Source organism: Nostoc paludosum FACHB-159 (assembly GCF_014698835.1).
Taxonomy (GTDB): Bacteria; Cyanobacteriota; Cyanobacteriia; order Cyanobacteriales; family Nostocaceae; genus Nostoc; species Nostoc paludosum.
Genome location: NZ_JACJTU010000005.1, coordinates 89,625 through 116,042, shown reverse-complemented (window position 1 = coordinate 116,042; position 26,418 = coordinate 89,625). Strand labels below are relative to the sequence as shown.

The window sequence follows — 26,418 nt, the reverse complement described above, 5'->3', positions numbered from 1 at the left end:
GTTTCAAATATCTAATGTTCTACATAATTAAAATTACTTCCTCTGTATCCAATTATTCGGGCAGAGTTAGAGTTTACTATTTCCTATTGCCTATTCTCTCATGGTTCCAGATTTTTGATATTTTATAAGTCTCAAATTTAAATAAATATATATTGGACATCTTAAAAAAGTCTACCTATGATGCTCGTACAGGGATTCGATTGAGGTCAAAGCAATGTCAGAGAATTTTAGAAGTAAAGTTGTCACACAAGGGGTGCAGCGATCGCCAAATCGCGCTATGCTCCGTGGAGTAGGTTTTCGGGATGAAGATTTTAACAAAGCAATTGTGGGTGTGGCTAATGCTTACAGCACCATCACTCCCTGTAACATGGGGATTAATCAACTAGCACAAAGAGCTGAAGCGGGAATTAAACTAGCTGGGGCAATGCCGCAAATGTTCGGCACAATTACTATTAGTGATGGGATTTCTATGGGAACTGAGGGGATGAAATATTCCCTAGTGTCACGAGAAGTAATTGCTGACTCCATTGAAACCGTCTGCAATGGTCAAAATATGGATGGTGTCATTGCCATCGGTGGCTGTGATAAAAATATGCCAGGAGCGATGATTGCGATCGCACGAATGAATATCCCGGCTATTTTTGTTTACGGTGGGACAATTAAACCAGGACACTACAACGGCCGCGACTTAACTATTGTGAGTTCCTTTGAGGCTGTGGGTGAATACAGTGCTGGCAAAATTGACGACACCGAACTGATGGAAGTAGAACGCCGCGCTTGTCCTGGTGCTGGTTCTTGCGGTGGAATGTACACAGCAAATACTATGTCTTCGGCCTTTGAAGCGATGGGCATGAGTTTACCCTATTCTTCCACAATGGCGACGGAAGATGACGAAAAAGCCGATAGCACCGAAGAATCAGCGAAGGTTTTAGTAGAAGCAATTCGCAATCAACTGTTACCCCGACAAATTATCACGCGCAAATCTATAGAAAACGCGATTTCTGTAATTATGGCTGTGGGTGGTTCAACTAACGCCGTGTTACATTTCCTGGCGATCGCTCATGCAGCTGGTGTAGAACTTAATTTAGATGATTTTGAAACTATCCGCGATCGTGTCCCTGTTTTATGCGATTTAAAACCCAGCGGTAGATATGTCGCCACAGATTTACATCAAGCTGGCGGTATTCCCCAAGTGATGAAAATGCTATTGGTGCATGGATTACTTCACGGTGACTGTATCACCATCACAGGTAAAACCATCGCCGAACTTTTAGCAGATGTCCCCGATGAACCGCCAAGCAATCAAGATGTAATTCGTCCTTGGAATCACCCAATGTATGCTCAAGGACACTTAGCCATCCTCAAAGGAAATCTCGCTCCAGAGGGAGCAGTAGCAAAAATTACCGGAGTTAAAAATCCCAGTATTACTGGTTCTGCACGGGTATTTGATTCTGAGGAAGAATGCTTAGATGCCATCCTTGCAGGTAAGATTAAAGCCGATGATGTAATTATCGTCCGTTATGAAGGGCCTAAAGGCGGCCCTGGTATGCGGGAAATGCTAGCACCCACCTCAGCAATTATTGGTGCGGGTTTAGGCAATGCAGTCGCGTTAATTACCGATGGACGCTTTTCTGGTGGAACTTACGGGATGGTAGTCGGACACGTTGCTCCCGAAGCCGCCGTTGGTGGTGCGATCGCTCTGGTGGAAGAAGGCGATAGTATTACCATTGATGCTAATTCTCGCTTGTTACAAATCAACATAGACGATGCAGAATTAGCCAGTCGCCGCGCCAAATGGCAACCCCGTCCACCTCGTTATACAAAAGGGATTTTAGCGAAATATGCTAAGTTAGTTTCCTCTAGCAGCGTTGGTGCTGTTACAGACTTAGATTTAACGTGAATTCTCAGAACACTTGGTTCGTGTCGTTTGAAGAAATAGACATCTCCACAAATTAAATATGCTTTAACCACAACCCTTCTAGAGACGTAGCACTGCTACGTCTCTACATTCTTTTTCGGAGATGTCTAACGGATCGCAGTCGGGATTTACAGCAAATTTCAAGTCGATTGAGTACACTATTTAGGTCTAGTAGTTAGGTACAGAGCCTATTATAATTCTGAATTCTGACTTCTGAATTCTGCTGTATATTAGCTTAAAAAGTCAATGCTGAAATATACCAGCCAAACTCGCAACCATTATTAATAATTCATCTGGATCGAATGGTTTGGATAAGTACATTTGAAAACCCGTAAGTAGCGCTTGTCTTCGGTCTTCTTCTTTAGCATAAGCAGAAAGAGCGATCGCTGGTATTCTTCCACCTTTATCTACTGGTAATGCCCTAATTTGGCGAATAAAGCTGTAACCATCTTCTTCTGGCATTCCCAGGTCTGAAATGAGTATGTGTGGCATTTTCCGCTCTAGCACTGACCATGCCTGGGCTAATGATGCTGCTTGAATCATTAAAGCACCATGTTGCTGCAAGATAAAACTAACAAGGTCGCGCCCATCAGCTTCATCATCAACTACTAATATTTGTAAACCGTTGAGTAAAACTTGATTCTTAGCTTTTGCAGACATTGATTCTGCACCATGAGAAACATTTGAATTAGGCCCTAACATCAATGTCAAAGGTGTGCGGAACTCATGGGAAACAGTATTAAAAAATGTTGTTTTCGCCCGATCTAGTTCAGCTAAAGCTTGAGCCTTTTTGCGTTCCTCTTCGTATGCCCCAGCATTGCGGAGCGAAACCGAAACCTGTCCTGCTAACAGCTCGTAAAACGATTTATAGGCTTCATCCAAGGCACGGTTAGGGCTGATGCCGACAATCACTACCCCAAGGGGTGCAGTAATATTTGATGAGGGAATGGGCAGTGCTAATGCGCGATCGACAATTTCGCCCCAAGGCCCACCAGCAATGGTAATATGACCATTGAGATTTTCAACTAGAATTGTTTGACCTGCCATCACTTGTGCAAATGGCCATATACCTTTAAATTCTTGAACAAGGACAGTAGTTGGTGCAATGCGATCGCTTTCCTCCACATGCACGCTACCAAATAATCGTACTGTCTTACCATCTGATTCGCCCAAGTAGATCAGCGCAAACGGCACATATAACGAATATTCGGCTATGGTAGACAGAATATCTTTACAAGTAGTGTCTACGCTGCGTGTATCACTCGCCCTTGCTGCCAAATCGCGTTGCAACCGCAAACGGCGCTCCCCTAATACCTGCTGGGTTACTTCGCTACACACGCAAAGCATACCTTTAATTACGCCTTCATCATCTTCCACGGCACTGTAAGACAGACTAAAGTGGGCTTCCTCGTTATAATCAGCTCGGTTCACTACCAGCATCTGGTCTTCTACCCAGTTGGGAACGCCCTTTGTCATTACTTCGGTAATCATTGGCCCAATTACATCCCATGATTCTGACTGCGTTTCTCGGATGGAGTGACCCAACGCCAGAGGATGTTTCGCCCCAATCAGGCTGGTGTATGCGTCATTATAAATTTGGATTAAATCCTCTCCCCATAGCAGAATCATCGGATAACGCGAACGTAACAAAGTACGTATGGTTGATTTCAAACTTTGCGGCCATGTTTCTATAGAGCCAACAGATGTGCTTGCCCAATCAAAATTACGTATCCGTTCTCTCATCTCGCCAGAACCAGGAAACGGATCTAATTGCCTATCTTTTATTAGACATTGCTCTTGTGAACTAGCTTCTTTTCCAGGCTTAGAGGTTGATAATATCTGTTGTTGAAGTAACCGCAATCCTTGGCGAACAACTTCACTTGATGATTTATACTTTCCCGATCCTAAAAGGGAGGCTATAAAATGTGTAAATTTAATCGCATTCGTCAGCAGATTCCACACAACTGGACCGGTAACTTTGGTTCGTTCGCGTAATGATTTAAAATTATTGAAGCTGAAAATTAGTAAACAATCAATAATTTTGTTGGATTCAGGAATCAAAAAAATGACTAAGAGGCAACAAAGGGTAATACTTTCTGGAGCCAGACTGTTGATATTAGGATTTTTTTTTGGAAGTTTAATTACTCTATTGCCTAAGCCAGAAATAGTTAGAGCCAAAGAAGTTCAGCCAAAGAAAGTAGCCAGAGTTAATAGTTGGCAAGCAGCTTCTTTTCCTGTAGAAAACTTTCAAGCTTACACATCTGGTTTTGGTTACCGTCCCTCAGCTACAGGTGCTTCCGATTGGGAGTTTCATGGCGGCTTAGATATGGCTGCTCCCCAAGGTAGTTATATTCGTAATTGGTGGGTAGGTACAGTAATTAAAGTTGGTGCTGGTGACGCTTGCGGTTCTCATATCGTAATTAGATCGGGTGAATGGGAACACACTTATTGCCACATGGAAGGAAACGTAGAAACTGCATCTGGTCGTCGTTATTTCATTGACCGTGCAGGTGGAATTCTCATTGCGGAAGGTCAGCAAATACCAACTGGAGCCAGAATTGGTAGGGTAGGAATGACTGGACGTACCACTGGGCCACATCTCCACTGGGGACTAAAATATAGCAATAACTATGTAGATCCGGCGCTTGTTTTGCAAGCAATGTTTACCCAGCAAAAAGTCTCTAATAGAGCTAATTCAAGAGTACGTCGCTAATCAAAAGTCTTAGTTCCAGATTAAAAATTGATTTTTGATTCTGGTTATTTAAAATCCCATCCCCTAAAAGAGGATGGGATTTTACGCAAATTCAGCAACGCCAAAAATCGGCTAAAATTACTGTCTATCGGCTTTGAGAGTTCTGCCAGCCAACAGAAGGTCGCTTTCAGCAATGTTATCAAATACAGGTGTAGACCAGCGATCGACTACTTTGCCTAGAACTGACATTTCTTGAACTAAGCGGTCAAACTTTTCAGGGGTTAGAGACTGGGGGCCATCGGATAAAGCCTTAGCAGGATTGGGGTGAACTTCAATCATTAAGGCATCTGTACCAGCAGCGATCGCTGCCATTGCCATAGGTGGAACATATTCAGATCTACCGGTACCGTGACTGGGGTCGATCATGATTGGTAGATGGGTGAGCGATCGCAACACCGGAATCACCGACAAATCTAAAGTATTGCGGGCATATTTGCCATCAAAAGTTCTAATTCCCCGTTCGCAAAGAATCACATTTGGGTTTCCCGATGCCAGAATATATTCTGCCGCCATCAGCCATTCGTCAATTGTGGCAGACATCCCGCGCTTGAGCAGCACTGGCTTATCTTGAGCGCCTACTTTTTTGAGCAACGAGAAATTGTGCATATTTCTCGCTCCAATTTGAATTATGTCAGCTACCCGCGCCACTGCTGGTAAATCCGCAGCATCCATCAGTTCCGTAACAATGCCTAAACCCGTGGCTTCACGAGCTGCTGCTAACAAATCTAAGGCACTTTCACCATAACCTTGAAAAGCATAAGGTGAAGTGCGGGGTTTGTAGGCTCCACCACGCAGAAACTTTGCTCCTGCTGCTTTGACTCGCTTTGCCGTTTCCACAATCATCGCTTCATTTTCAACAGAACAAGGCCCGGCGATGACTGCGATGGGATGATGTTCTCCAAAAAAGACACGACCGTTAGGCGTGGGTACAACAACCTCGCTGGCTTCTCCATTTCTGAATTCCCGACTAACCCGCTTGAAAGGTTGTTGCACTCGTAGCACTTGCTCAATCCAAGGACTGGTTTCTTGAATTTGCAATTTATCGATGCTCAAAGTATCGCCAATTATCCCCAGCACAACTTTATGAGTGCCGATGCTTTTTTCTACTGTGACTTTCCAAGTATCACTCAGTTCTTGGCTGATACGAGTAATTTCTTCAGCAGGCGTACCGTTCTTAAGTACTATAATCATCTGTTTTTCCTTCCATGTAATTTGTGTAATACGATCGCCCCTTTCCTAGTACCGTTCGATACAACAAAGGTGCAGGTCGATGCAATAAAGGTGCAGGTCAAGAGAGTTGTATGTAATAGCAATTCGTAATTCGTAATTCGTAATTCGTAATTAAGAAAGCTAGTGATGGTTTGGGTTTCGGAGTTTGAATGTGTTGCCCGATTTTAGAGAATTGGTGTCAACTGTAAGTTATGAGCAAAGGCAGGCTAGATAAGAGAAGTTTGTCTAGCGCAAAAATTCTGCGAGTTGTTCTAACTTTGTCCAAGCAGCACCGCTTTGCAGAATTTCTTTGGCAATGGCAATACCTTTGACACATCCTGCGAGGATATCTTTTTCTCCATCAATGGCTTCACCAACTTGCAGCGCTAGTGCTGTATTTAAAGCCACCACATCTTGCTGCGCTTGAGTGCCTTTACCTTGCAAAACTGCCTGCAAGATTTCGGCATTTTCTTGGACATCTCCACCGTGCAACGCTGTAGTTGGTGCAAAACTCAAACCCAATTCTTGAGGATTGAGTGTTAAAGAACGTACTTTTTTTTCTTGGAGTACGGCTAAATCAGTGACATCAGCTAAACCAGCTTCATCTAAACGTTCGCGTCCGTAAAGGGCGATCGCTTGCTGACATCCCAATTGTGATAAAGCTTCAGCAATTTCCTCTAATAAAAGCGGGTCATTCACACCAATAATTTGCCCCGTCGGTCGCATAGGATTTACTAAAGGGCCGAGCAAGTTAAAAACAGTCCGCACTTTCAAAGTTTTTCGCAAAGTCGCAACAGCTTTGAGTGCAGGATGCCAGCCTGGAGCAAACAAAAACGTGATTCCCACTTCACCCACCGCCGCTTGTACTTTTTCTGGGCTGGCATTGAGATTTATACCCAAAGCTTCCAACACATCAGCAGAACCAGCCTTGCTAGATGCAGAACGATTGCCATGCTTAGCAACTTTTACCCCCGCCGCTGCGGCAACAAAAGCGACAGCAGTGGAAATATTAAAAGTTGAAGCACCATCTCCACCAGTTCCACAGGTGTCAATTAGGGGAACTGGGGACTGGGTACTGGATACTGGGGATTGGGAAAACTCTTGCCCAGTCCCTAATCCCCAGTCCCCAGTCCCTAGACTTTGGGATTGTAAAACACTAGCCATGCCGACTAATTCATCGGCAGATACGCCTTTAGCTTGAATCGCGGCTAAAATCGCTCCGGATAGGACGTGAGGAATGGCATCTGTGAGCCAACCCTGCATTAGATCCGCAGCTTGGGAAACTGTTAACGATTGCCGATTTAATAATTGTTGTAATAAAGCCGGCCAGTTGTAGAATTCAGCAGCGACGGAAATATTGTCGTGTGGAATTTGGGTTATAGCTATCATATTGGTTATTGGGCATGGGGCATGGGGCATGGAGTATGGGGAAAGGGGTAAGGGGAAAGATTAAATTTATTCCTTTTCCCTTTAACCTTTTCCCCTAGCTCCTCATCTCTCCACTCTTTGGAACAGAAGACTAAGGAATAAGAACTTTAGCGACAGTTTGTACATCTTTGTCGCCTCTGCCGGAACAATTGATGACGATGCGGGGACTGCCTGTTAGCTGAGGGCAAAGGATTTCTAAATAGGCGATCGCATGAGCGGTTTCTAAGGCTGGGATAATTCCTTCTAGTTGCGAAAGTCTTTGAAATGCTTCTAGTGCTTGTTTATCGGTAATACTGTAATATTCGGCACGACCAATATCCTTGAGATAACTATGCTCAGGGCCAACGCCAGGATAGTCTAACCCTGCGCTTATTGAATGAGCTTCGATTACTTGACCGTCATCATCTTGCAGTAAATAGCTCATTGCACCGTGCAATACACCTATCTTGCCTTTTGTCAAGGTAGCAGCGTGTTTTTCTGTATTTACACCTTCACCTGCTGCCTCGACTCCGATTAGGCGTACAGAAGATTCAGACACAAATTCGTGAAAAAGTCCGATGGCGTTGGAACCTCCACCTACACAAGCCAGTAAAATATCTGGTAGTCCTCCCCATTTTTCTTGGCATTGAGGGCGAGTTTCTTTGCCAATTACAGCGTGAAAGTCACGCACAATCATCGGGTAAGGATGAGGGCCAGCAACAGAACCCAGGATGTAATGAGTTGTTTCTACATTCGTCACCCAATCCCGAATTGCTTCGGAGGTTGCATCTTTGAGAGTTCCCGTACCTGCTTCGACTGGACGAACTTCTGCACCCATTAATTTCATGCGGAAGACATTTAGGGCTTGGCGTTCCATGTCGTGGATGCCCATGTAAATTACACATTCCAAACCAAATCGCGCACAAACGGTTGCAGTTGCTACACCGTGTTGGCCTGCACCGGTCTCTGCAATAATCCGTTGCTTACCCATGCGTTTGGCTAACAACACTTGAGCTAATGCATTATTAATTTTGTGAGCGCCTGTATGATTTAAATCTTCGCGCTTTAAATAAATTTGCGCTCCCGTGCCGTCTGGTCTAGCGTAGTTTGCTGTGAGGCGTTCAGCAAAATATAATGGGCTGGGTCGTCCTACGTAGTCACGCAACAAGTTTTGGAGTTCGGCTTGGAAATCCGCATCGTTGCGATATTGATAAAATGCAGTTTCTAGTTCGCTTAATGCAGGCATTAAGGTTTCGGGAACGTACTTGCCGCCGAATTTCCCAAATCTACCTAAAAAATCTGGTTGTATGGTTGCAGTGTTGATGTGTTTTATGCTTACCATTGGTTAAATTCCTTTGATGTTCAAGTATTTTTACTTTTGTTCTAAGTTTTTAGAACTTATCCCACAGCTGAAATTTTCTTCGCGTTGAATTTTCCTTAATTTCGTAGGTATAGCCCAGTTTTCTATGATTCAAAACGTCTATAGGCCTCACCAAATCCTCAGGGTCAAACTTTGGTAACAGGGATACTAAATTCCCTAACGCCGTAGCTTTGGGGGTAGACATCCCGCCATCCCAAGGCCACATTCGGTCTTTGAGATTATGACCGTAAGGTTGACTATCAGCAGGATAAAAATCGCTACCTTTATGTCCGTTGTCTTGCCATTCAGCCCAGAGGCGGTCTACGTTAGCATGGTGTAACCAAAACACTGGGTCATAGGGTGAACTTGGTATATTGCTCATGGTGCCCAGACCTTTAAAGGTTACAGGTGTTGTACTTGCGTCTATTTGCACCCCGCCGACTAAGCCGTGAATGTAATTATGTATAAATCCTCCTGGGGTGACCTTACCCTGCTCATCCACAGAGATAAATCCTTCCAAAGCAGCGCGAAAAAGAGAATAGTCATTAAGAGCAAGGACACGCTCAATATCTTTTTTGGGCAAAGGATAATCACTGGCAGGAGGTACTCTAAGAAAGCGTACAAGTGATGTACCTAAGGATGTTTCGGTATCTGGGTTAATGTTTAATACTGGATTCATAACCCAACCATTTGCAGCAGCAAAAGCCCCAGACTGTACAGGGCCGCCTGTAAAATTCCCTTGATTTGGAATTTTGATGGTTACTCCTTGACCATTAGAGCCAAGAAAGTCATCATTAAAAATCACATCCAGTGCTTTGGGGTCTGTCCAATCCCAGTATGGGAGACTAACACTTGGGTCTACTGCTTGCAGAGCTTGTTCAAATCTGCGAATATACTCTCGATGCCAAGGGAAAAATGCGGCATTTTCATGAGCAAGTTCCTGAACGGAGCCATTGGAATGCCCTTTATGGTTATGAATTAAGCGTGTTGCCCCTAGATGTATGGCAATGAATTGGTCGTAAATACTGACCTTGCTACCTACGGGAATTGTAGTTTTTAAGGTTTTGATAGCCTTGACAAAGGCTGTTTTCTCTGCTGGTGTCAGGTCAGTTACGTTCTTTCTCACAGCTAGGTGAGCGTATTGTCCTGGGAAATTATGATCCCAATGATATTTGTATTGTCCGTCGCTAATGCGATCGTGGGCGAAGACTGTAAGCGCACAGGCACTAACTAAAAGTACGCTATAAATTAATATTTTGACCGATTTTAGCAATGATTTCATTGTCTTACTAGAAGCAGGAAGGCACAGGAGCAAAGGGGCAGAGGATAAGATAGGGAAATTTCTTCCCCACCTCCTACACCTCGCAGATTTCAGTACTCAGCACTCAGCATTTTGCTATACTCCACCCCTTCAACAGATGAACTGCGCTGAGTTTGTGTAATTACTGCTTTGAGTTCTCGACACAGTTGTGCAATAGCTTCTAGTCCCTGAATTGGGGAATTTTCAGCTAGCCGTTTGACAAAGGCGCTACCAACAATTACTGCATCTGCTCCCCATTCTCTGACTTGGTATGCTTGTTCTGGTGTTGAGATGCCAAAGCCAACGCCAATTGGTTTATCGGTGACGCTTCGCAAATTTGTAATTAAATTCTTTACGCGGTTTTGGAGTTGAGAACGTACACCTGTAACACCTGTAACGCTCACAAGGTAGATGAAACCCTGAGATTGATGAGCGAGCGCTGTAATTCTATCTTGAGAACTGGTAGGAGCTACGAGTAAAATTACTTCAATTCCAAAAAAGGCAGCAGTTTGGATTAATTCTTCTGCCTCTTCTAAGGGTAAGTCTGGCACTACCAAGCCTCGCACCCCAGCAACGGCAATTTCTCCTAAAAACGGCTTAATACCCCGATGCAAAATGGGATTGTAGTAACTAAATAGAATTATCGGCGCTTTTAGGTTAGGAATGACAGCTTGCAACATGTCTAATACTTGCTCTAGTTTCGTGCCATTTTGCAAGGCGCGAGTTGCTGCTGCTTGAATTACAGGCCCATCTGCCAGAGGATCGGAGTAGGGAACGCCCAATTCAATGAAGTCTGCACCGTTGCGGTCTAAAATGCGTAAAGCCTCGGCTGTGGTTTGTAAATTAGGATCGCCCGCTGTGATAAAGGGGATTAAAGCACACTCTTGGCGATCGCGCAAAGTTTGAAAGTCAGCGGAGATAGAAGTCATTTTGAAATATACTTAATGATTGGTTAATAGTTCTGCAATAATCAACACTTAGCAATTAGCGATACTTACGCTAAGATTCTTGTTGTCGAGTCTTTGATACTCGTGAGCGAGTCTTTGATATTCGTGAGCGAGTCTTTAATACTTGTGAGCGAGTCTTTGATACTCGCGGGAGAGTCTTTGATACTCGTGGACGAGTCTTTGATACTCGTGAACGAGTCTTTGATACTCGTGAGCGAGTCTTTGATACTCGTGAGCGAGTCTTTGATACTCGTGAACGAGTCTTTGATACTCGTGAACGAGTCTTTGATACTCGTGAGCGAGTCTTTGATATTCGTGAGCGAGTCTTTGATATTCGTGAGCGAGTCTTTGATACTCGTGAACGAGTCTTTAAACTCCATTTTTTAAAATTTTCTCAAGACTCAGCACTTAAAAGACTACGCACAGCCTGTTCTACATCGGTTTGTTTCACTAAAGACTCTCCCACCAAAACTGCACGGACACCAGCTTCGGCGACAAGAGATAAATCAGCAGGTGTATACAGTCCAGACTCGCTGACGACGGTAATATCTAAGCTTTGCAAATATTGTTGACGCTGTGTTAAAAGTTGCTGTGTTATTCCTAAATCAACTGTAAAATCTTCTAAATTACGATTGTTAATTCCTAATAAACGCAAGTTGTCAAGGTTTAGCACGCGATCCAATTCAGCTAAGGTATGAACTTCGACTAATGCATTCATCCCCAAATCGTGAATTACTTGCAAAAAGTCTTGAAGTTCTTGGTCTGATAAAATAGCGGCAATTAACAAGACTGCATCTGCGCCCGCTGTCCGTGCTAAATAAATTTGATAGGGGTCAATGATGAACTCCTTGCACAGTAGGGGTAATGCTACTTGCTGACGTACAGCACGCAGATTATCAAAACTGCCTTGAAAGAACTTTTGGTCAGTGAGGACTGATAAACAAGCTGCGCCGCCTCGTTCGTAAGCTTGAGCGATCGCGATCGGGTCAAAATCTGCTCTAATAATCCCACGGCTAGGTGATGCTTTTTTGACTTCAGCAATTAAACTAGGTACTTTAGGATTTTCTTGCAAAGCACTCAAGAAATTTCGTACAGTCGGAGCCACAATTAACTGTTGTTCCAAAAAAGCTAAAGAAAATTCTTCCTGCATTCGTGCAACTTCTTGCTTTTTATGCAACACAATCTCTTCAAGAATGTGGCGAGGATGGGTAACTTGGTTAATCATAAAATGCATGGGGTAGGTAATAGGAATGAGTTAGGAGTTAGGAGTTAGGAGTTAGGAGTTAGGAGTTAGGAGTTAGGGTTAAGAGTTACGAGTTAAGAGTTAGGATTTATTTGCTATTAATCAGGACTTATTGAGTTAATAATTTGGCTTTTTCTAACTCATCACTCCTAACTCATCACTCCTAACTCATCACTCCTAACTCATCACTCCTAACTTATCATTCGTATACGCGCTTACCACATTTTTAATAATTCCCAGACCGACTTCTCCTGCTAAGGTCATAATTGATTCTGGATGAAATTGAACGGCGGCGATGGGGAGTGTTTGATGTTCGATGCCCATAATTACATCGTCATCGGAAATTGCTGTTACCTTGAATTCCTTTGGTAAATGTTCTCGGATAGCAAATAATGAGTGGTATCTACCCACTGCAAAAGATTTTGGTAAATTATTGAAGGTAACAGAATCGGAATCGGTGACGAAAATTCGCGAGGATTTACCATGTTGGGGATAGTTGAGAACTCCTAATTCTCCACCAAAAGCTTCGACGATACCTTGCAGTCCTAAACAAACTCCGAAAATAGGAATTTGACGATAAAGAATTGCACCGATAGTCTCGGAAAGATGAAAATCATTTGGTCTACCAGGACCGGGAGATAAAACAACTAAGTCTGGTCGTTCTTTGTCGAACAAGGAATCAGAAAAACCATGACGTAATGTGGTAACGCTGGCACCGGTTTGGCGAATGTAATTAGCTAATGTATGAACAAATGAGTCTTCATAATCTATTAGCAAAATGCGTTTGCCTGGTTGAGCGCTTGGGATATGTTTATTTAATTTGATAGAAGTGGAATCATCTATTTTCGGACTGCTTTGTTTAACGCGGCGAATTGTTTCAAATAATGCAGCAGCTTTAGTAATTGTCTCTTGTTCTTCTGCTTGTGGTATGGAGTCATAAAGAACAGTAGCACCAACTCGCACTTCGGCGATGCAGTCTTTTAATCGAATTGTTCGCAGGATTAATCCAGTATTTAAATTGCCGTTGAAATTTAAATAGCCAACTGCTCCACCATACCAACGTCGAGCGCTTTTTTCATATTGTTCGATAAATTCTATTGCTGCTCTTTTGGGTGCGCCGGTGACTGTAACTGCCCAAGTATGGCTCAAGAATGCATCTAAGGCATCAAATTGCGATCGCAGTGTACCTTCAACATGATCTACTGTGTGAATTAAATGGCTATATAATTCAATTTGACGACGACCAATGACTTGTACTGAACCAGGTTCGCAAATTCGAGATTTATCATTGCGATCCACATCAGTACACATGGTTAACTCAGCTTCATCCTTGTGTGAATTGAGTAATTGCCGAATTTGCACAGCATCATCAAGAGCATCTTGCCCCCTGCGAATAGTGCCACTAATGGGACAAGTTTCTACCCGCTTACCTTCAACCCGCACAAACATTTCTGGAGATGCACCAATTAGATATTCTCCACCTAAATTAAAAATAAATCCATAAGGACTAGGATTTATATCCTTTAAAGTTTCAAATAACTTGCTGGGTTCTTCTTCATAACCTTCAACAAAGTTTTGACTAGGAACCACTTCAAATAAATCGCCTCTGCGAAAATAATCGAGCGCAACTTCAACTTTTTTTGCATACTCACCTATTGCATGGTCACCAGTTTGAGTTGCTACCAGATGTTTTCCGCGATAATCAATAGATTCGCCTGTCCGGGGAATATTCTTAGTGCTACCATACGCCGTTTCAAAGTCATATCGCAGACAAAATGCACGTTGCTGGTAGTAGTCAACAATAATTAATTCATCAGGTAAATAAAGTACCAAATCCTGTTGATCTTTAGGACGTTCTAAGCGCTGGCGAATTGGTTCAAATTGAAAAACTAAATCATAGCCAAACGCACCATACAATCCTAAATGCTCGTCTTCTTGACTAGAAAAAGTATGTAGAATTTCACGGACAACTGTAAATGCTGAAGGTTGCTTACTCCGGTCTTCTTCGGCAAAGAATTGTTTGGTAGGTTTAACAAATCCTGTGATATATTTATTGTCTTGGATAACTCTCTCCAGCTGTTTTGATTGCTGTAAGTACTCTAACAATAATGGTAAAAGTATCCAACCACGTTCATTCAATGTTCTCAACGTGAAAACATTATCCTGCGTAGTCAATTCCAATGGTGGATTGACAAATCCAATCGCCCATCTTTTGTACCTTCCTGGATATTCGTAGCTACTCGTTAATAAGCCTCCACGCTGAGAATTTAGGTGGAACAGAATATCTTCAAGGGCAGTGTCCATTTTCACTTCGGTTATGGAGCGAGAGACAATTACACCGCCAAGGGTTTTATAGGAACGGGAATCAAAAATCATGGGGAATTTCTCTGGAATAAATATTTAGTCAATCATTAGCCAATAACCATTTATCATTGTTAGTATTTATTTTTGGATTGAGAATAAAATTAGATGATTCTATGTCAATCTGAATCAATCTATCTTAATCCGGAAGTTATTTATAAAAATGTAATTAAAATCTTTTCGCTTCTTATTTAAGAATACAAGATATCAAGCAAATAAGACATTGGATAATTTTTAGATTGGGTGTCAATTTATTCGCTTTTTGCACTGCTTTAATCAAATATTTATTGATGGCATTTACTGTAATGATTGACCTCTATCCAAAGTAGTAAATGATTATCTATCCATCTACTGTAATTACTTTAGCTAATCTGATATATTACAACAATAATAAAAATCTAGATAATTTAGTTTTAAAAAAAATGCCACAAATAAATTCCATAACCCGCTATAAAAAGCGATTTTCAATCTAAAATCCAAAATTCAAAATACTATCGCCTATATTTTAAAAATTTCACTGATTTTACAAGAGCCTTGTTTTTTCCTCAAAAAATCCTTGGATACTTTCAAACTCTTGTATTAATGCGTCCCTATCTTTCATTTTTACTAGTCTTGCCAAGCGACTGTAAGTATTAGCTAAAGAGTTAATTGCTTCACATCTTTCTTCTGTAGCTAGCATAATATCTACACATAAGTGAGAGTTTTGGGAAAACAAACGTTTAATACTCTCAATTTGTTGCCGATAGCTAGGAGTTGATAGTAATAAACTCTGTTCTAGATTAATTCTTGTTTCTGCTAAGAAAATACCAAAGCTCAATCTACAAAAATGCTGCACTGCTTGAATAATTACCATCATGCGATCGTGTTCTTCAGGTGTGCAAACAATTAATTCGCCACCATGACCTTTAATCAAGTCTAATAACCAGAGGAATGCTTCATCGTTTCGCCCTGGGCAAATCACAAATTTTTGTCCTAAAAAGGATTTAATATTCGGCCCAAACATCGGGTGCAAACCCATAACGGGGCCTGAATGGTATTCGAGCATTGCTTGAGTTGACTGTATTTTAATACTCGTGACATCGCACAAAGCTGTAGTTGGTGCAAGATATTTAGCTGCACGCTTGATAACATCAACTGTATATTCAATGGGAACGCTGACTATAACTAATTCGGCAGAGTTTAAGAGTTGCTGTGCATATCCCCAATCTTCATGTTCTAGAACGCTAACGTGATGGCCTACTGCTGAAAATTGCTCTTTAAATAATTTTCCCATTCTGCCATGTCCACCGATGATAGTAATTTTTCGGGGAGTGACATCATTTATTACAGATTCAGGTATCTCAGCTGGAGAAAGTAATTCTTTATCTAAGAATGATAGGCGATCGCCAATTAGAGCGATCGAGCTTTGGTTACTTTTTTTCACTTTACTTACCCATTTTCAAATATCAACAAGTGATTCTTTAGAACTCAATTTTGGTAAGATATCCAAAGTTGATGTTTTTTTGGCGATCGCATTAGCAAATAGCTTTTCGTACCGTTCCAAAGCTTGCTCAAAGCAATAATTTTCTACCGCAAACTTTCTGCCTTTTTGCCCTAATTGTGTTACCAGTTCTGGATGATTATATAAATCCAGTACCGCACTCGCCAAAGCATCTGCTGACTCTGGCTCAACAATCAAGCCGCCGCCACTTTGTCCGATAGCTTTGGCAGCAGTACCAGTGGCGGGAACTGAAGCCACAATTGGGCGACCACTGGCTAACAGCAATGGTATTTTAGAAGGCATATTGAAAGAAATTACATTGCGCTTTTGCACAATCAGCCCCACATCTGCGCCTGCTAACATTTGTGGTAGTTTTTCTCGTTGTTCCAATGGCAGCAGTAAAACGTTATCAGCCCCACAAGCAAGACAATGTTGTTGCAATGTTTTGAGGGCTTGGGATTCTCCAGCGATCACAAAGGCAATTTCTTTGATGTGACGCAAGCAAGCTGCTGCTTCTACTACTGTTTCTAAACCTTGCGTTAAAGCAATGTTACCTGAATAAAGAACTACAAATTTATCATCGAGTTTATGATTAGCTCTCCAAGAGTTATTTTCCTTTGGAAAAGGACGGATAAAATTGAGATTTACCCAATTTGAAATGCAGGAAATTTTACGAGCAGGTACATTTTTCTTGATTAAATTATCAACAAAACCATCGGCAATGACGCTGATAGTATGTACACTTCGGTAAACAAATCTTTCTAAAGCTTCCAGAGTCCGGATCATCAATTTATTTTTAATTAACCCAACACGCACGGCAGCTTCCGGAAGGATATCTTGCACATTCAACACCACTGGGCAGTTGTATAACCAACCAAGTAAGATTGCAGGTAAGGAAATTAGTAGCGGCGGTACTGTTAACAGAATTACATCAGGCCGTTTACCTTTGAGAGCTTGTGGAAAACTTGTAAAGACAAAACTCAACTCTAAGAGTAGCCTGTCTAAAAGGTTAGGTTTAGACTTAATTCGCAGGTAAGAACGCTCAATAATCACGCCATTTCTTTCTTCAGTAATGTATAACTTACCCCGGTACTCATCGTAAATCTGGCGCTGGGGATAGTTAGGCATACCTGTAATCACCCGTACTTGATGACCTCGTTTAACTAGTCCTTCAGCTAGTTCAGTCATCAAAGGTGCAATACCAATTGGCTCTGGATAATAGTTGTATGAATAAATCAGAATGTGCATTAAATGTTAATTCCCTGGAAGCTATTTGTAATTCGTAATTCGTAATTCGTAATTCGTAATTACAGTTGAGTGGTAGTTTTTGACTCTCCACTATTTTGGCGATCGCTCAATTAAAAATGAACGTGTCGGCTGCTCTACGCTTTTTAATTACGAACTACGAATTACGAATTAGTAATTATTTTGCAGTTCCTTTTCAAAACTGAAAGCTGATTTTTGTTGTCTATGTTTCCGCAATGTGACGGTAGCAGCCCCAAGTCCGAGTAATGCTAGCCCCAACGCTGAACTAGGTTCGGGTACTTGTTTTCTGCCTTCTACATTTAAGACTTGGACGCGACCTTGGAAGAAATCGCCCACATAAAGCTTGCCATCTTTATAACTTGTGCCACCCGTCCAGTTAAATCTGCCGGGAGTGAGGTCGAGGGGGTTGCCAAAAGGAGGGCCAGTTAATGCTGGAGGCGGTACAGGGTTACCTGATGCATCGCGGGCTGTTTCACCGAAGGAAGTCAAGAAGTTACCGTTTTTATCAAACACCTGTACGCGGCTGTTGATAGAATCAGCTACATAAATATTCTCATACTCGTCCACTTCGATGCCAATTGGCTGAAGAAACTGTCCAGCTTCGCTACCTGCTGAACCAAATGCCAACAGAGGATTACCATTTGGATCGAGTACTTGAACGCGGTTGTTATACTGGTCAGCTACAAAGATATTTCCACTAACTGGGGAAATTCTGACACCTGCTACACCTTGGAATTGCCCAGGTGCAGTGCCTAAAGTGCCACCAATGACACCAATTTGCTGTCCGTCTGATGTGAATTTAAGGATTCTTTCGCCGTTAAAATCACCTACGTAAACGTTGCCAGCTTTGTCAAATGTCACACCAGATGGGCCAAAGAAAATCCGATCGTTTACGCGAGGGGTAAATAATCCATTTGCAAAGGATCTAATAAAGTTACCCTGAGAATCGAATTGATTGATGCGGTTGTTGTAAACATCACCTGCATACAAATCGCCTGTTACTGGATTAAAGTCTACAGTTGTTGGCTCATCAAACTGTCCGGGTCCTGTCCCGCCGGAGCCAATTGCTCCAATATACTGACCGCTAGGATTAAATATTTCAATTTTGTTACCGAGGCTGTAGTTAGGAGTACCATCCGGGTTAACACCGCGTCCGTTAGCTATGAGGGTATTCCCTTGGCTATCCACCGCTATGCCTTGGGGGACAAAAAGTTGCCCAGGGCCGAAGCCAGGACTGCCGATACTTCTGTCGTAAGTTAATGTTACAGCCTTGGCTTGGGCTGCTGTTGCCAACACCGCGAATCCGGTACTGAGAATGCCAATTGACAAATTTTTGACTAATCCCATGAATTTTAAGTCCTGGTTGTATGAGTTATACTCTTTCCTGGAGTAATTTTGTTCCCAGTCCTAGTTTGGGAACTCTGAAGTTTGGACTGCTGCCTCGTGTTTGAAATGCAACTTTCTCTGTGAGGCAGCATTCTATTTTCTAAGCACTCCCTGACAAAGCCAGGTAAAAAGGAATTAGACAGTCTCTGCTTTGGCTACCAACTCTTCATCTAACTTTGGAAGGCGTTTTCGCTTGCCCATTGCGGCGGTAGCGCCTACACTTGCAAGTGCTAATAAGCCAGCTACTGAACCAGGTTCGGGGATAGTTTCTGCAACCAGGCCATCTACCCGAACAACTTCCCCTAGTCCTGCGCCGACACCACGATTAGTAATATAAATCTTGCCGTCAGGGCCAATATCAATTCCATCAGCCGAATCTAGCCCTTGGCCTGCTGCAACAAGTGTTGTGCGAGTGCCATCAGCAGCAACTTTGATCAAAGAACCAGGTAGATTTGTGATGTCGCCTCCTAATTGGGAGGTGTCGCTGAACTGTAACACCAGCAAATTGCCGTCCTCATCAAAGGTTAAATCTGTGATGTGCGTAAACCCATCCAGATAAACTTCTGGGTTGCCATCCTCGCCGATGCGGAAAATCCGTGATTTATCCTCTGGATAAGGAAAACCCGTATATTCACCAACATATAAAGCTCCATCTGGCCCAATTACACCACCTGTAGGTACTGATTGAATTGCGATTTTTCCTCCTGGAAGCTCATCTAATAGCCCTGGAGGTACTTCTAATCCTGGTGGTAAATCGGACTTACTAATAATATTTTTAGGAATTGCAATTGCCTGGGATTCACTTCCATCAAGTTTAATTTTGTAAGCAGTGTTCCCACCACCGTCAACGACATAAGCACTATCACCGCTAATAGACAGGTCATAGGGATTGGTTACCACATCCCCACCATCTGGATTGTTGGTGATTTCATACTTGGCAAAGTCAAAAATACTGTCCAGCTTACCGGTATTTAAGTCAACTTTGTACAGTTGTGCTAAAAGCGGTGTATTCAAAACTTTATCGGGCGTGGATGGGGGGAAAGTAGCAAGTTGCTGCGGTGGGAGGGGAAATTGAGAACCAAGGTTAAGTGTTTCTAAATCGCGGTTTCCTGGGTAACCAGCAAAGCCAGTCAAAAGATAAGCATTTCCAAGAGAATCGAATTGTATATCTTGAATACCGGCGCCTTGGTTACCGCTTGGTTGTTCTGCTAGAGACTGAAAGTTTGTGAGTATCCGCTGTGGCTGGCCACCTGGCGTAACTTTGACGAGTGAACCACTGTTACCAGCACAAATAGGCTGAAACAGGGTACTCGGAGATGGTTGGCAATTTCCGTTACCTCCGATACCTGGCTCTGCTACGTAGAGAGTTCCATCAGGGCCAAAGCTAACACCCCGTGCATTACTAATTCCATCGACAATTTTCGTTAGGGTTGCAGCTTGTACAGATGGGATTCCACAGATAGCAGTAAAGCAAAATGTTACAGATGTAAGGGCAAATGACTTGAGTTTCATACCTTTGGAGATTGAGTTAAATAATTTAGGGAAACTTTTATGGTTTTAAAGACAAGGAATTTAGGGGGCGAGGATACAGGATAAATATCCTTTATTGGTTTGAAACTTTTTACTTGAGTGCTAGCGATTTGGGGCTTCTTTTTTTGTGCGACCAAGCAACACCCAAAGCACCGATCGCTAATATGCCTAAAGCACTATTCGGTTCTGGAATAGATTTGAAACTTTCAATTTTGAGGACTTGTCCTTGACCGGGGCGATCGCCTCGATTTGTAACGTAAATTGCACCATCTAAACCAATAGTCAAGGCGCTGGGTGACTCTAATCCATTGCCACTGAGGATGGTTGTACGAGTCCCATCAGCCGCAATCTTAATTAAAGAACCATCAAAATTCCCCTTCCAAGCTGACTGATTGGCGTACTGCAAAGCATACAAATTACCCTCAGTATCAAATTCCAAGTCTGTAAGTTGGGTAAAGCCATCAGCATAGATTGTTGGTAAACCATCAGCACCTATGCGATAGATTTTTGCTCCATCTTCTGGGAAGGGAAAACCAGTAAATTGGCTGACATAATAAGCACCATCTGGGCCTTTGGCGACACTTGAGGGTACTGCTTGAATGGGAAACTGCAATTGCGGTGTTTCGTTTACAGATGGTACCTGCGATGGTTCATTGGATGGAGTACCGGCAGGCGGAAAGATTGGGTTAGTCAGTATGTCTTGAGGAAATGTGGTAACAGTCTGCAAATTACTTCCATCAGTCTTTACACTGAGTAAGTTGTTTGCACCAGCATCAACAACAACCAAATTATTGCCGTCGATTACAAAACCCAAGGGATTGCTACTTACATCATTTCCATCAGGATTATTAGCAAGTTCATAGTTAGCTATGTCGGCAATACTTGTCCAAGAGTTGGTTTTAAAGTCGGGTGCAATGATTTTACCGAGGTCGGTGTTACCCAAATTATCGCGAAAAACTGGATTAGCCCCATACCCTAGCAGAACATAAGGCTTACCTGTAGCATCAAATTTGATGTCACGAGGCCCACCGCCTCCAGTACCATCTGGTAGTGCTAAGGAAGGAAGTCCTGTAAGGATACGTTCGGTTTTACCATTCCCAATCTTGGTAATTGCACCACTTGTGCCATAGCATAAAGAATCGCCCTGACCACTTGGTGGTGGAACACAACTTCCACTTCCGCCGATTCCGGCCTCTGTGACATAGAGATTACCATCAGGGCCAAAACTTAAACCTCCTGCATTATAAAGACCCTCAGCGATTACCGAAAATGATGCAGCTACCGCAGATTTGATTCCCGAAAAACTGACAAGACAAAAACTCAGTAAAGTGATAGTAGCTTGCTTCAGTTTCATATTTTTTGAGTTGTCATTTGTCTAATGACTAATGATTAGTAACTAACTCCTCTTTAATTTTTGGTAAGTAACTCATGCCGCGATCGAATGAGCTTAAATTGCCAGCTTTTGCTTCCAGCAAACGTTTAATATTCATGCTTTCAGCCCCAAAATCTTCAATCTGAAGTTTGCCGTGGCTAACGGTTCCATCTGCTTTCCAAAATGTGATTCGATGCAAAATAAAACCAGAGGCTTCGGGATCGGCGAAAGCATAAGCGGTTGGAATCATTAACGCTACAGAGCGTTGATAATATTCGTAGTCTGGATAAAAGTATTCTTGTTCAACTAAGTAGTATTTACTCAAACTATGTATCCGAACCGAAACTTTGACTTGCTGGTCATATTCATCTTTGAATTCGCCTGAATCCAAATTAATCTCGCCATTTGGTCGTAGTAAATGCGCCCACTCATCTATATTTCGTAAGTCTTTTAAGTATTCAATTCCAATTTCAATTGGGGCATCAACATAGATGGTGTCTGTATCAATAAAGTAGCGCCCTTTAGCTGCTGTGGTATAACCAGCTTTGCGCTCCAAATTTCCTTTGAGAGAACGACATTCGGAAGTGTGTACTGTGTGGATTCCCTGCATAATCATCTGAGTTTGCCGTTTTGGATCGACAAAACTTAACCAGTGAAAGTACACACCTTTTTCGTCACATCCAGGCTCGATATAATCTGGAGGAAAGAGCAAGACAGGATAAACTTGAAAATATTTTTGATACTCTAACCCGCAGTGCCACTCAATACCGTAGAAAAGTTTATTCTCTAATTTTTTAACGTGATAGTAGAGATTTTTGTGATAACCAGACGCACTTCCCAACCAAGTATCTTCGTCAATTTGCTCTTTCATCCGGCTATAAAGCGTCCATTCATCCAAGTTTTTTAAACTACAAAGGTAGTCAAAAGCAATCTCTGGTGAAGTTGCGATATAAGCTGATGTTGCAAACGTATTCTTTTCCATTGTTCACTCCTTCTAAGTACTACCATTAAGAATTCAAAAGTCAGAATTCATAATTATGAGTTAAGCTGCGATCGCTTTATTTTTGTTGCTTCTAACCCTTGCAATTCTGTCTTCTGCTAATTTTTTAGCAGCATCGTTAGTAGTAACACCCTGCTGTTTTGCAATATCAAAAATTGCTAGTAATGTGTTATAGATGTTATGAACTTGCTTCAAGGCTTTTTCTTCGTCATAGCCAATCATTTCGTTATAAACATTAATTAGCCCTCCGGCATTGATGACATAATCAGGGCTGTAAAGAATTCCTTTTTTAACAAGCATTTGACTGTGTAGCTGCTCATTCTCTAATTGATTATTAGCTGCACCAGCAACAATACTAGCTTTGAGAAAAGGAATTGTATGGCTATTAAGAATTGCTCCTAAAGCGCAAGGAGCAAAAACATCTACGTCAAGAGAATAAATTTCCGATGGTTCTACAACAGTTGCACCATAAAGCTGTTTGACTTCTTCTGCTTTTGCTGGATTTATATCGGTGACAAAAAGCTGAACACCATGTTCGTGTAGATAACGGCAGAGATTTTTACCTACGTTTCCTAAACCTTGAACTGCTACTTTCATGCCATCAAGTCTTTTAGTTTGCCAGCGAAACTCGACAGCAGCTTTAATTCCTAGAAAAACTCCTAGAGATGTTATGGGAGCAGGGCCGCCAGACTTTTCTGATAGCCCGACAACATATTGAGTTTCTTGACCGATTGTCCGTACATCATCAGGGGTAATATTTACATCTTGTCCAGTAATAAAACGTCCATTGATACTGTTGACAAAACGTCCGTAAGCTCTCAACAAATCATCTGTTTTATTGTCAGGATTAGCAATAATAACTGCTTTTCCTCCACCAGCCGGAATGTTAGCACATGCAGCTTTATATGTCATTCCACGGCTCAGACGCAGAGCATCTTTTAAAGCAGCTTCTTCACTAACATAAGGAAACAGTCTTGTAGCTCCCATTGCTGGCCCTAACGTTGTGTCATGGATAGCAATAATCGCCTTAATTTCTGGATTTTTACCATGACAGAAAAGGACTTGTTCGTGGCCCATTTCTCTAACAGTTTCAAATAGCAGCATTTTAGTTTCTCAACATTAATTTTGGGTTGATTAGCGCGGGTTTTTGAAACCTATACCAATTCTTGAAAATTCGCCATCTGAATAATTACGAATTACAGCAGTTTTCTTTTGCATGAAGTACAAAATCACTGGTTTTGAGGCAGGAGGCAGTGTTTCGACTACGCGGTAATCGAGCGAAGTCGAGATTCAACAACCAGGCAGGAGGCAGAAGAATAATTTAATTTGTGAATCCTTGGTTCTGTACCTCATTTAGTTGCAAACTGCTGTAAGAATTGGTATTAGAAGGTTGTTCAAGTTAAACTGAGGGAAATGAAACTGGTTTGGCTGGAGTTTGAGCGGAATTTGATTTGATTCCTTGCGCTGCTAAACTCTTATTACGTCCACCGGAGGGTGCTAAACGATCGCCATCAATGACAACATCAATCAGAAAAGGAACATTTGAAGCGATCGCTTGTTCTAATGCAGGTTCAATATCGGACTCTCTGACAACTACGATCGCTTCAGCTCCCATACCCCGCGCAATCATGGCGAAGTTTGTTGGTGGAAGTGTTGCATCGGCACCCTTTAATCCCAAGATTTTCATCCCTTGATGGCACATGTTGTAACGTGCATCGTTGAGTACTATCCAAATCGCCGGAATTTTGTATTTCACTGCTGTGCTGATTTCGTTATTCATCAGCATTGCACCATCGCCGACAATACCCACGGCTTTAGTATTGTTCGCCAGCGCTGCACCCAACACTCCGGTGACGGCGTGACCCATTGCTCCCACGCCGGTGCTAACTCGGTAACGATTGGCTTGGGCAAATTGTAGTAAATGCGTTGACCAAGTAAATGAGTTACCACACTCTGCCATAACTATGGCATCGCTACCTTCAACAACAATCTTTTGAATTGCTGCCATCAATACTTCTGGTCGCACTGGATAGTCTACTTCTGATGCTGGTACGATAGCTTGGTGTTCCGGACGAGGAAAGGACAAATGTGCAAGGGGATTACCTGGTAAGTGCTGCAACAATTCTTGGAGATAAGTTTTGATGTCAGACCTAACCCCAAAAGTTTCAACGTGTGGATAAGCTACTCCTGGCACTTCTGGGTCAATATCCACATGGATAAAGCCTCTTTCGGGAACTAGCGCCGAACTCCAAAAGGAAGTTGGTTCGCCAAGACGGGTGCCTAATACGAGTGTGTGTAGTGGACGTTGTTGTTCCATGTAAGTCAAGACGGAAGCGTGACCCCCTAGACCGGTGACACCCACGAACTGACGATGATCTTCCGGAAAGATACCTTTCCCACGGGGCGAACACATGACGGCTGCTCCACTTCTTTCGGCGAGTTGACGGATTTCGTCTGCGGCGTCACGGGCACCGAAACCGACCCAGATGGCAAAGGGGCCAGATGATAATAACTCCACAGATTTAGCGATCGCTTCACTAGAAGGAGTTACCTGACAATGAGAAACATCTAGCTGGGGAAAGGCTACACCTTCAACTAAGCTTGTCTGCACGGCGGTGGGAATGCTCAAATGAGCGACAAATCCACCTGGTTGCGCTAAAGCTAAGGCTAATTTACGAAAAATCTGCGGAAGTTGAGCCGCAGATTCAATGGTGATTGCATAGTTGAATAGCGCTCCTGGGGTGAAAATTCCCCCGCTGGGCAAGGTGTAGGTGCTGGTTTCTTGAATTGCCCAACGTCCGCGTTGCGGTGCGGAGGTGCAAGCCGACAGTAAAATCACCTTTGCACCTTCACCACGAGCTGCAAATAAGCCGGTGAGGGCGTTGGTGATACCAGGGCCTGCTGTGGTGAAAACGACGCTAGGGCGATCGCTAGCAAAGTAAGCTTCTGTAGCTGCAAAGGCCGCTCCCGCTTCATGGCGGAAGTTCAACACCTGTATGTTGCTATTGGACAGGGCGCCCCAAAGGCTGGCCATTGCACCGCCAGCGACACCAAAGGCGTAGTTTACTCCTAAACTCACCAACATCTGGGCGATGGCATCTGCAACTGAGAGTACTGGCGGCGTTTCATGGTAGAAAAAAGGCTGAATTTCCCCATTCTTCTCTGATTCATCAACCTGATGGGAAACGTCAGACACAGATTCTACATATTTGTTAGATGGAAATTCGTTGTATGACTCAGGGGCAATTGGAGGAGAGTTTGAAGCTGTATAGTTTTGACTCATTGCTTTGGGGTAATTACATTAAAGTTACACAAGGGCTGTTGCGTTTAGAATCACAGCGCTAGAAATATTCAATACAAAAAAAATCTGTATTTTTACAGTTATCACCAAGCCTAGTCGATAGTAGAAGTGGTCGATTGCTGCTGATTGATACTTGTGAGTGAATTACCAAAAAAAATTTTGCAAATCATACAGCAATCAGGCTGTGCTTATACAAATCACAATAGAGGAGATAAATACAAATGTGCAATCAAAAATCTTTTGATGAGCGTGTCAAATTTTTCGCTTCTATTGCAATGATTACGGTAGTTATTTCAAACTCAGCACATGCAAAGATGGATATTCGATGAGGCTTAATATAATTAAGTTTGATATGCAATGAAAAATCTTTTGATGAGTATGTCAAATCTTTTGCTTTTCTGGCGATCGCTACAATATTTTTACTTATCTACTCTGGAAGATTAATATCTAGCGATCGCTCATCAGTTACATCGCTACATTTATAATGAAGACTCTTTTGATTTTGATATACATCAAATCAGTTTTAGCTTCCACATCAGCTAAACCACAACAGTTTCAGCCAGTTGGTGCAAATAAACGCAACTAT

At 42.5% G+C, this 26,418-nt stretch carries 18 protein-coding genes; 2 read left to right on the top strand and 16 right to left on the bottom strand.

What is annotated here, in order from left to right:
- Window positions 1-214 precede the first annotated feature (214 nt).
- Window positions 215-1,900, top strand: coding sequence for a dihydroxy-acid dehydratase (gene ilvD / locus H6H03_RS07060; protein ID WP_190954433.1), 1,686 nt, complete (start codon window positions 215-217; stop codon window positions 1,898-1,900).
- Window positions 1,901-2,161: 261 nt separating this feature from the next.
- On the opposite strand, the gene H6H03_RS07055 is transcribed toward ilvD, so the two are convergent.
- A complete protein-coding gene (locus H6H03_RS07055) occupies window positions 2,162-3,880 on the bottom strand; it encodes a response regulator (RefSeq protein WP_313931804.1) in 1,719 nt (572 codons plus the stop codon).
- 103 nt (window positions 3,881-3,983) lie between these two features.
- On the opposite strand from H6H03_RS07055, the gene H6H03_RS07050 reads away from it, so the two are divergent.
- A complete protein-coding gene (locus H6H03_RS07050) occupies window positions 3,984-4,631 on the top strand; it encodes a M23 family metallopeptidase (protein ID WP_190954432.1) in 648 nt (215 codons plus the stop codon).
- A 117-nt stretch (window positions 4,632-4,748) separates the two neighbouring features.
- On the opposite strand, the gene aroF is transcribed toward H6H03_RS07050, so the two are convergent.
- The 15 genes from aroF to scyA all read right to left on the bottom strand — a co-directional run bounded on the left by aroF (window position 4,749) and on the right by scyA (window position 25,814).
- Window positions 4,749-5,861, bottom strand: a complete 1,113-nt coding sequence (aroF, locus tag H6H03_RS07045; protein ID WP_190954431.1) for a 3-deoxy-7-phosphoheptulonate synthase — start codon at window positions 5,859-5,861, stop codon at window positions 4,749-4,751.
- A 264-nt stretch (window positions 5,862-6,125) separates the two neighbouring features.
- Window positions 6,126-7,268, bottom strand: coding sequence for an anthranilate phosphoribosyltransferase (gene trpD / locus H6H03_RS07040; RefSeq protein ID WP_190954430.1), 1,143 nt, complete (start codon window positions 7,266-7,268; stop codon window positions 6,126-6,128).
- Between the two features lie 130 nt (window positions 7,269-7,398).
- A complete protein-coding gene (gene trpB, locus H6H03_RS07035) occupies window positions 7,399-8,628 on the bottom strand; it encodes a tryptophan synthase subunit beta (protein WP_190954429.1) in 1,230 nt (409 codons plus the stop codon).
- Window positions 8,629-8,677: 49 nt separating this feature from the next.
- A complete protein-coding gene (locus H6H03_RS07030; RefSeq protein WP_190954428.1) occupies window positions 8,678-9,928 on the bottom strand; it encodes a tyrosinase family protein in 1,251 nt (416 codons plus the stop codon).
- Between the two features lie 89 nt (window positions 9,929-10,017).
- Entirely contained in the window at window positions 10,018-10,875 is an 858-nt protein-coding gene (gene trpA / locus H6H03_RS07025; RefSeq protein WP_190954427.1) for a tryptophan synthase subunit alpha, read from the bottom strand.
- Window positions 10,876-11,287: 412 nt separating this feature from the next.
- Window positions 11,288-12,118, bottom strand: a complete 831-nt coding sequence (gene trpC / locus H6H03_RS07020; RefSeq protein WP_190954426.1) for an indole-3-glycerol phosphate synthase TrpC — start codon at window positions 12,116-12,118, stop codon at window positions 11,288-11,290.
- A 195-nt stretch (window positions 12,119-12,313) separates the two neighbouring features.
- Entirely contained in the window at window positions 12,314-14,512 is a 2,199-nt protein-coding gene (locus tag H6H03_RS07015; protein WP_190954425.1) for an anthranilate synthase, read from the bottom strand.
- Window positions 14,513-15,020: 508 nt separating this feature from the next.
- Window positions 15,021-15,920, bottom strand: coding sequence for a prephenate dehydrogenase/arogenate dehydrogenase family protein (locus tag H6H03_RS07010; RefSeq protein WP_313931803.1), 900 nt, complete (start codon window positions 15,918-15,920; stop codon window positions 15,021-15,023).
- 15 nt (window positions 15,921-15,935) lie between these two features.
- A complete protein-coding gene (locus H6H03_RS07005) occupies window positions 15,936-17,225 on the bottom strand; it encodes a glycosyltransferase family 4 protein (protein WP_190954424.1) in 1,290 nt (429 codons plus the stop codon).
- Between the two features lie 168 nt (window positions 17,226-17,393).
- A complete protein-coding gene (gene scyF / locus H6H03_RS07000) occupies window positions 17,394-18,590 on the bottom strand; it encodes a scytonemin biosynthesis PEP-CTERM protein ScyF (protein ID WP_190954423.1) in 1,197 nt (398 codons plus the stop codon).
- Between the two features lie 174 nt (window positions 18,591-18,764).
- Window positions 18,765-20,141 carry a ScyD/ScyE family protein gene (locus tag H6H03_RS06995; protein WP_190954422.1) on the bottom strand — a complete coding sequence of 459 codons (1,377 nt, stop codon included), beginning with the start codon at window positions 20,139-20,141 and terminating at the stop codon, window positions 18,765-18,767.
- A gap of 109 nt (window positions 20,142-20,250) precedes the next feature.
- The gene (locus tag H6H03_RS06990) at window positions 20,251-21,513 is read right to left on the bottom strand and encodes a ScyD/ScyE family protein (RefSeq protein ID WP_190954421.1); all 1,263 of its coding nucleotides are present in this window, start codon (window positions 21,511-21,513) and stop codon (window positions 20,251-20,253) included.
- Window positions 21,514-21,541: 28 nt separating this feature from the next.
- Window positions 21,542-22,513 carry a scytonemin biosynthesis cyclase/decarboxylase ScyC gene (gene scyC / locus H6H03_RS06985; protein ID WP_190954420.1) on the bottom strand — a complete coding sequence of 324 codons (972 nt, stop codon included), beginning with the start codon at window positions 22,511-22,513 and terminating at the stop codon, window positions 21,542-21,544.
- Window positions 22,514-22,573: 60 nt separating this feature from the next.
- Entirely contained in the window at window positions 22,574-23,635 is a 1,062-nt protein-coding gene (gene scyB, locus H6H03_RS06980) for a tryptophan dehydrogenase ScyB (RefSeq protein WP_190954419.1), read from the bottom strand.
- 295 nt (window positions 23,636-23,930) lie between these two features.
- On the bottom strand, window positions 23,931-25,814 hold the full coding sequence (gene scyA, locus H6H03_RS06975; protein ID WP_190954418.1) for a scytonemin biosynthesis protein ScyA: 1,884 nt from the start codon (window positions 25,812-25,814) through the stop codon (window positions 23,931-23,933).
- Window positions 25,815-26,418 lie beyond the last annotated feature (604 nt).